The organism is Clostridia bacterium (genome assembly GCA_019683875.1).
Classification (GTDB): Bacteria; Bacillota; Sulfobacillia; order RBS10-35; family Bu92; genus Bu92.
Window position 1 is genome coordinate 1 of the sequence record JADGHN010000102.1, and the last position, 6,033, is coordinate 6,033.

5 protein-coding genes and 1 riboswitch are annotated in these 6,033 nt (G+C 71.5%); of the genes, 1 reads left to right on the forward strand and 4 read right to left on the reverse strand.

From position 1 onward, the window contains the following. Positions 1-113: 113 nt before the first annotated feature. Entirely contained in the window at positions 114-2,192 is a 2,079-nt protein-coding gene (locus tag IRZ18_07925) for a S9 family peptidase (protein ID MBX5477031.1), read from the reverse strand. A gap of 366 nt (positions 2,193-2,558) precedes the next feature. Between IRZ18_07925 and IRZ18_07930 the strand changes: the two genes are divergently transcribed. Then, positions 2,559-4,022 (forward strand): proline--tRNA ligase, encoded by a 1,464-nt coding sequence (locus IRZ18_07930; GenBank protein ID MBX5477032.1) that lies wholly within the window; start codon positions 2,559-2,561, stop codon positions 4,020-4,022. A 40-nt stretch (positions 4,023-4,062) separates the two neighbouring features. Further along, positions 4,063-4,172: riboswitch (TPP riboswitch) on the reverse strand. Positions 4,173-4,218: 46 nt separating this feature from the next. On the opposite strand, the gene IRZ18_07935 is transcribed toward IRZ18_07930, so the two are convergent. The 3 genes from IRZ18_07935 to IRZ18_07945 all read right to left on the reverse strand — a co-directional run. Beyond that, a complete protein-coding gene (locus IRZ18_07935) occupies positions 4,219-4,785 on the reverse strand; it encodes an orotate phosphoribosyltransferase (protein MBX5477033.1) in 567 nt (188 codons plus the stop codon). Next, a complete protein-coding gene (pyrF, locus tag IRZ18_07940; protein ID MBX5477034.1) occupies positions 4,785-5,678 on the reverse strand; it encodes an orotidine-5'-phosphate decarboxylase in 894 nt (297 codons plus the stop codon). The genes IRZ18_07935 and pyrF overlap by 1 nt, the downstream gene beginning before the upstream one ends. Continuing rightward, positions 5,569-6,033, reverse strand: a 465-nt coding sequence (locus tag IRZ18_07945; GenBank protein MBX5477035.1) for a dihydroorotate dehydrogenase, incomplete at its 5' end; no start/stop codon positions are given. The genes IRZ18_07945 and pyrF, both read right to left, overlap by 110 nt.

Consider the following 6,033-nt stretch of genomic DNA (forward strand, 5'->3'; position numbering starts at 1 on the left):
GGGTCGCCCGCGTGAATGCCTACCCGGCCGCGGGCGTCGCCGAACGCCGCGCGCGGCCGGCCGGCCGCGCGGCCGTGGAGCCGCGCGGCATGACGCTGTATCCGTGACGCGACCTAGCGGCCAGCCGGCGTCGAGAGGTGCGTCGCGAACCAGTCGACGATGCGGCGCAACCGGTCGACGCGATGCCAGGGCTTCCCCCTGCGCGACATCTCGTGCGATTCCCCCGGGTACCGCACCAGCCGCACGGTGCGCCCCAGCTTCTTCAGCGCCGCGTAGAACTGCTCCGCCTGCTCGACCGGGCAACGGTAGTCCTCCTCGGCGTGAAGCAACAGGAGCGGCGTGTGCACGCGCTCCACGTACCAGAGGGGCGACATGCGCCAGTAGGCGTCCGGGTCCCGCCACGGCAGCGTGCCGAAGAGGTCGTCGTCCAGGTAGCCGAAGTCGCTCGTGCCGAAGTCGCTGATCCAGTTCGAAATGCTGCGCATGGACACGGCCGCGCGGAAGCGGTCGCTGTGCCCGATCGCCCAGTTGACCATGAAGCCGCCGTAGCTGCCGCCCGCGATGCCCACGCGGTCCGGGTCGATGAAGCCGCGCGCGAGGGCGGCGTCGAGCAGCGCCTGGACATCGGCCCAGTCCTTGTTGCCCCAGTCGCGGTGGATGGCCTGGCGGAACGCCTTGCCGTACCCCGCCGAGCCGCGCGGGTTGGAGAAAATCACGGCGAAGCCGTTCGCGGCGAGCAGCTGGAACTCGAAGAAAAAGCCCGGCGTGTACATGGCCTCGGGCCCGCCGTGGACCTCCAGCACCGCCGGGACCTTCTCGGCCTGCTCCTCCTTGAACCCGACGGGCTTGAGGATCCACCCCTCCACCTCCGGCCCCTCCGCGGCGCGGAAGACGATGCGCTCCGGCACCTGCACGTGGACCTCGCGCAGGAGATCCGCGTTGACCTCGGTGAGGCGGCGCTCCGTCCACGGCCCCGTCCCGTCCGCCGGACGCGTGCCGTACCACACGTCGTGCGGCGTGCGCGGATCGGTGGCCAGGGCCACGTACGCGCGGCCGTCCCGGCTGAAGGCGGCGTCGAAGACGCTCCGTTCCCTTGAGGACACGGGCGTCACCCGGCCGCTTTCGACGTCCACGGCCACGATCTGCGTCACCCCGCGGTCGGAGCACAGAAGAAAGGCGGTGCGGCCGTCCGGGGAGAACGCGGGCGCCATCGTGCCGCCGTGACCGCGCGTGTCGCCGATCGACGCGTCCTCCAGCGACCGGTCGAACTCGGGCGTCACGCAGCGCGGCGGCGCCGAGCCGTCGACCGGCGCGAGGTAGAGGCGGGCCTCGTCGAAGCGCCCCTCGCCCTCGGCGCGCCGCCCGAGGAAGGCCACCGCGCGCCCGTCGGGCGTGAAGGCTGGCCGGAAGGCGTACCCCTCGGAGTTCGTGACGCGGCGAGCCTCGCCGCCCTCGGCCGGCATGACGTGGATGTCGCTCGCCTGGACCAGGTCGGCGTCGGGCATGCGCTTCGAGACGAAGGCCAGCCAGCGCCCGTCCGGCGAGACGGCGGGGTCCTCGTCGTCCCAGTCGCCGGACGTCAACGGCACGAGGTCTCCCCCGCGACGGCTCAGGCGGAAGAGGTGGCTGCGCTCGTCGCCGAGGAAGCCCTGCGTGTCGAGCTTGTAGAATATGCGGTCGATGACGCGGACGTCCCGGTTGTGGCGCCGGTCCTGCTCCTCCAAGGTCTGCGGCGGGGGCGGATCCTTGGGTTCCGGCGCCCTCGGCCCCTCCGGGCCGACGCGCACGGTGACGACGAGTTCGTCGGCGTTCCGCCAGACGAAGCCCTCGATCCCGTCGACGTCCGTCAGCTTCACCGACTCGCCGCCGCCCGTCGGCATCACCCAGATCTGGGTGGAGCCGCTGCGGTCGGAGAGGAACGCGAGGTGCGCGCCGTCGGGCGAAAAACAGGGGTGCGTGTCGCGGTGGGCGCCCGCCGCCGTGAAGGGGCGGGGCTCGCCGTCCGGCAGGTCGACGACCCAGATCTGCGAGCGGTACTTGTTCTCCTGCGCGTCGATCGTCGTGCGCACGAAGGCCGCCTGGCGGCCGTCGGGCCGCATGGCGATGCCGCCGAGAAAGACCAGCCGCAGAAGATCCGTCGCCTGGAGCGGGCGGCGGGCGTCCGACGCGGCGGTGGAGGGGATCGCGCTCATGCTACGGTCCTCGCTTTCGACGGGGTTTGGGCGTGCACTTGGCCACCCGGCGCCGCCCTTCCTGCCCGGTCCCGTTTGACAGCCGCGCCCGGGGTCGGGCAGAATAGCGGCATCACCAGACGCGCGATGAGCGGGCTCACCCGCGCGCGGCCGTGCGTCAGAGATTCCCGTGATCGGTGCGAGCGGGAAGCCGGCGGCGAGGGGCCCCACCCGCGAGCTCCCGGCGAAGAGCCGGGCGGCGCCGCCCGATATCGCGGCCCAGAGGTGGGCGCCGCGCTTCGCCGCGCGGGGCCAACAAGGGTGGTACCGCGGCCCAGGCCGTCCCTTCGGGGGCGGCCATTTTTCGTTGTCGAGGAGGGGTTGTCCATGGCGGAAGGACAGGGCGCGGACGAGCGGCAGTTCGTCAAGGACATCACGCCGCAGTCCGAGGATTTCTCCAGGTGGTACATCGACGTGATCCGGCGCGCGGACTTGATGGATTACGCGCCGGTGCGGGGCTGCATCGTCTTCAAGCCGGACGGGTACGAGCTGTGGGAGGCCTGCCAGCGCGGCCTGGACCGCCGGTTCAAGGAGACGGGCCACCGCAACGCGTACTTCCCGCTCTTCATCCCGGAGAGCTTCATCATGCGGGAGAAGGAGCATGTGGAAGGCTTCAACCCGGAGCTCCCCTGGGTGACGCACGTGGGCGACGAGCCGCTCACGGAGCGCCTGGCCGTGCGGCCCACGTCCGAGACGGTCATCGGCTACATGTACGCGCAGTGGATCCAATCGTACCGCGACCTGCCGGTGCTCCTGAACCAGTGGTGCAACGTCGTGCGCTGGGAGAAGCGGACGCTGCCGTTCCTGCGGACGTCCGAGTTCCTCTGGCAGGAGGGCCACACGGCGCACGCCACGGAGGCCGAGGCGCGGGAAGAGACGCTGCGCATGCTGGACGTGTACGAGGACTTCGCCCGCAACGACCTCGCCATCCCGGTGATCAAGGGGCTGAAGACGCCGAGCGAGAAGTTCCCGGGCGCCGTCGACACGTACTCCATCGAGGCGATGATGAAGGACGGCAAGGCGCTGCAGGCCGGCACGTCGCACTACCTGGGAGAGAACTTCGCGCGCAGCTTCGAGATCACGTTCCTCGACCAGGACAACGAGCGGAAATACGTGCACACGACGTCGTGGGGCGCGTCGACGCGGCTGCTCGGCGCGATCATCATGGTCCACGGCGACGACCGCGGCCTGCGCCTACCGCCGAAGGTGGCGCCCACGCAGGTCGTGGCCATCCCCGTCGGCCCGGCGAAGACGCGGGACGAGGTCCTGTCCCGGCTGCGCGAGATCGTCAACGGGCTGCGCAACGCCGGCGTGCGCGTGCGCCTCGACGCCGACGAGACGAAGAGCCCGGGCTGGAAGTTCAACGAGTACGAGCTGCGCGGCGTGCCGCTGCGCGTCGAGCTGGGCCCGCGGGACCTCGCGCAGAACCAGGTCGTCGTGGCGCGGCGGGACACCGGCGAGCGCGTCACCCTCAGCCAGGACGGGCTGGCGGAGCGCATCCTCGAACTGCTCGACGATGTGCAGGCGACGCTCCTGCGGCAGGCGGAAGCGTTCCTCGAGGCGCACAGCTTCCAGGCCGAGACGCTGTCCGAACTGGCGGCCATCCTCGAGGACAGGCGCGGCTTCGTCCTCGCCGGCTGGTGCGGTCGGGACGCGTGCGAGGCGCGCGTCAAGGAAGAGACCAAGGCGACGTCGCGCAACATCCCCTTCGATCCGCCGGCGAAGATGGCGCGCTGCCTCGTCTGCGGCGAGCCGGCGCAGCACACCGTGTGGTTCGCGCGGGCGTACTGACGGGCGCCGCGCAAAAAAGCGGAGCGGACCCCCATCGGGGTCCGCTCCTGGCCTGCTTCCCAACGCCGGTATGAACCGGATCTGGTGTTGGAGGTTGGCCGTTTCGGCCTCTCAGCTCCGCGATCCTGCGGAGCACCCTCAGCAGGTTGGTCCTATCTTGCGCGGGACGACGGCGCGTTATGCACGCCGCTCGTGTTCAAGATTCTTGCTTTGGGCGAACGAGCGGCACGCCGTCGCGGCAGAGCGGGCATTCTTCCGGAGCCCAGTCGCGCGCCTCCACCGCGGCGACGGCCCGGAATGGCGCGCCGAACGCGGCGCGCCCGCCGCTGCGGTCGATCACGGCGCCGACGCCCACGATTTCGGGCGAGAAACGTTCAAGCGCCGCGATCGTCTTGTTTACGGAACCTCCCGTGGTGACGACGTCCTCCACGACGAGCACCCGCTCGCCCGGCTCAAGGCGGAAGCCGCGGCGCAGCGCCATGGCGTCGCCGTCCTTTTCCGCGAACATGGAGCGGGCACCGAGCGCCCGCGCCACCTCATGCGCGAGGATGATGCCGCCGGTGGCCGGCCCCACGACGGCGTCGACGCGCTCACCCTCGAAGAGCGCCGCCACGGCGCGTCCGATGGCCTCGGCGAGGCGCGGGCGCTGGAAGGCGAGCGGCAGAAGGAAGAAACGGTCGCCGTGGCGTCCCGAGGTGAGCAAGAAATGGCCTTCGCGGTACGCGCCCACGTCTTTCAGCCGGGCCAGCAGATCCGGCGCCATCACGCTCCACCCCGCTTCCTTCCGTGCTCCGCGCCCGGCGCCGCCCGTCCCGCGCCGCGCTCCCGCTCCTTCAACGCGGCCTCGATCTGCGCGAGAATGCGCCGCGCGGCGGCGAGCGGATCGGGGGCCGCCAGGATCGGCCGGCCCACGACGAGCATGTCGGCGCCGCACTGCAGCGCCATCTCCGGCGACGCCGCGCGCGCCTGGTCGCCCATCTCCGCGCCGGCCGGGCGGATGCCGGGCGTCACGGCGAGAAAGCTCGGCCCGCCCGCCGCCTTGACCGGCTTCACCTCAAGCGGGGAGCAGACGACGCCGTCCAGGCCGGCGGCCTTGGCCAGTTGCGCCCGCCTCAACGCGAGGTCGGAGAGCGGTCCCTGCTCGCCGATCTCCTCGATGGCGCGGGCATCGAGGCTGGTGAGCACCGTCACGCCGACGATCTTCGGCCGGGCCCGCCCGTGCCGCGCGCCGGCCTCCTCCGCGGCCTGCACGGCGCGTTCCATCATCGCCCGCCCGCCCGACACGTGCACCGTCACGAGGTCGGCGCCCAGCGCCGTGGCCGAAGCCACGGCCTGCGCCACCGTGTTGGGAATGTCGTGAAACTTCAGGTCGAGAAAGACCCGGCCGCCCCGCTCCTTGATCAACTGGACGGCCGCGGGTCCGGCAGCGGTGAAGAGGCCCAATCCGACCTTGTAAAACCGCACCGCCGGCCAGAGCCGGTCGACCCAGCCCCTGGCCTCCTCCAAAGTCGTCACGTCCAACGCCACGACGAGCCGATCCGACGGTTCACTGCCCAACGGGCCAGGCCTCCTCACGATCGATCGCCCGGTGGGCCAGGCCGACGACCTCGCCCACCGTCGCGAAGCCACGTTCGTCCAGCCATTTCCGCAATCCATCGACGACGAGGGACGCCGTGCGCGGATCGGTGAAGCTGGCCGTCCCCACCGCGACCGCGTGCGCGCCGGCCAGGAGGAACTCCGCGGCGTCGCTCCACTCCCGGATGCCGCCCATGCCGATCACCGGCACCTTGAAGCGCGCGTGCGCCTCCCAGACCCACCGGAGGGCCAGCGGCTTGATGGCCGGTCCGGAAAGGCCGCCGAAGATGCCCGGCAGCACCGGCCGCATGCGCCAGACGTCGATGGCCAGGGCGAGGTAGGTGTTGATGAGGGAAAGCCCGTCCGCGCCGGCCTCCAGCACCGCCTCCGCGACACCGAGCACGTCCGGGGCGTTCGGCGAGAGCTTGACGAAGAG

Excerpts from the sequence above, each read along its gene's own strand:
- IRZ18_07925 (MBX5477031.1), bottom strand. The coding sequence starts at position 2,192 with ATGAGCGCGATCCCCTCCACCGCCGCGTCGGACGCCCGCCGCCCGCTC.
- IRZ18_07930 (MBX5477032.1), top strand. The coding sequence starts at position 2,559 with ATGGCGGAAGGACAGGGCGCGGACGAGCGGCAGTTCGTCAAGGACATC.
- IRZ18_07935 (MBX5477033.1), bottom strand. The coding sequence starts at position 4,785 with ATGGCGCCGGATCTGCTGGCCCGGCTGAAAGACGTGGGCGCGTACCGC.
- pyrF (MBX5477034.1), bottom strand. The coding sequence starts at position 5,678 with ATGGATTGCGGAAATGGCTGGACGAACGTGGCTTCGCGACGGTGGGCG.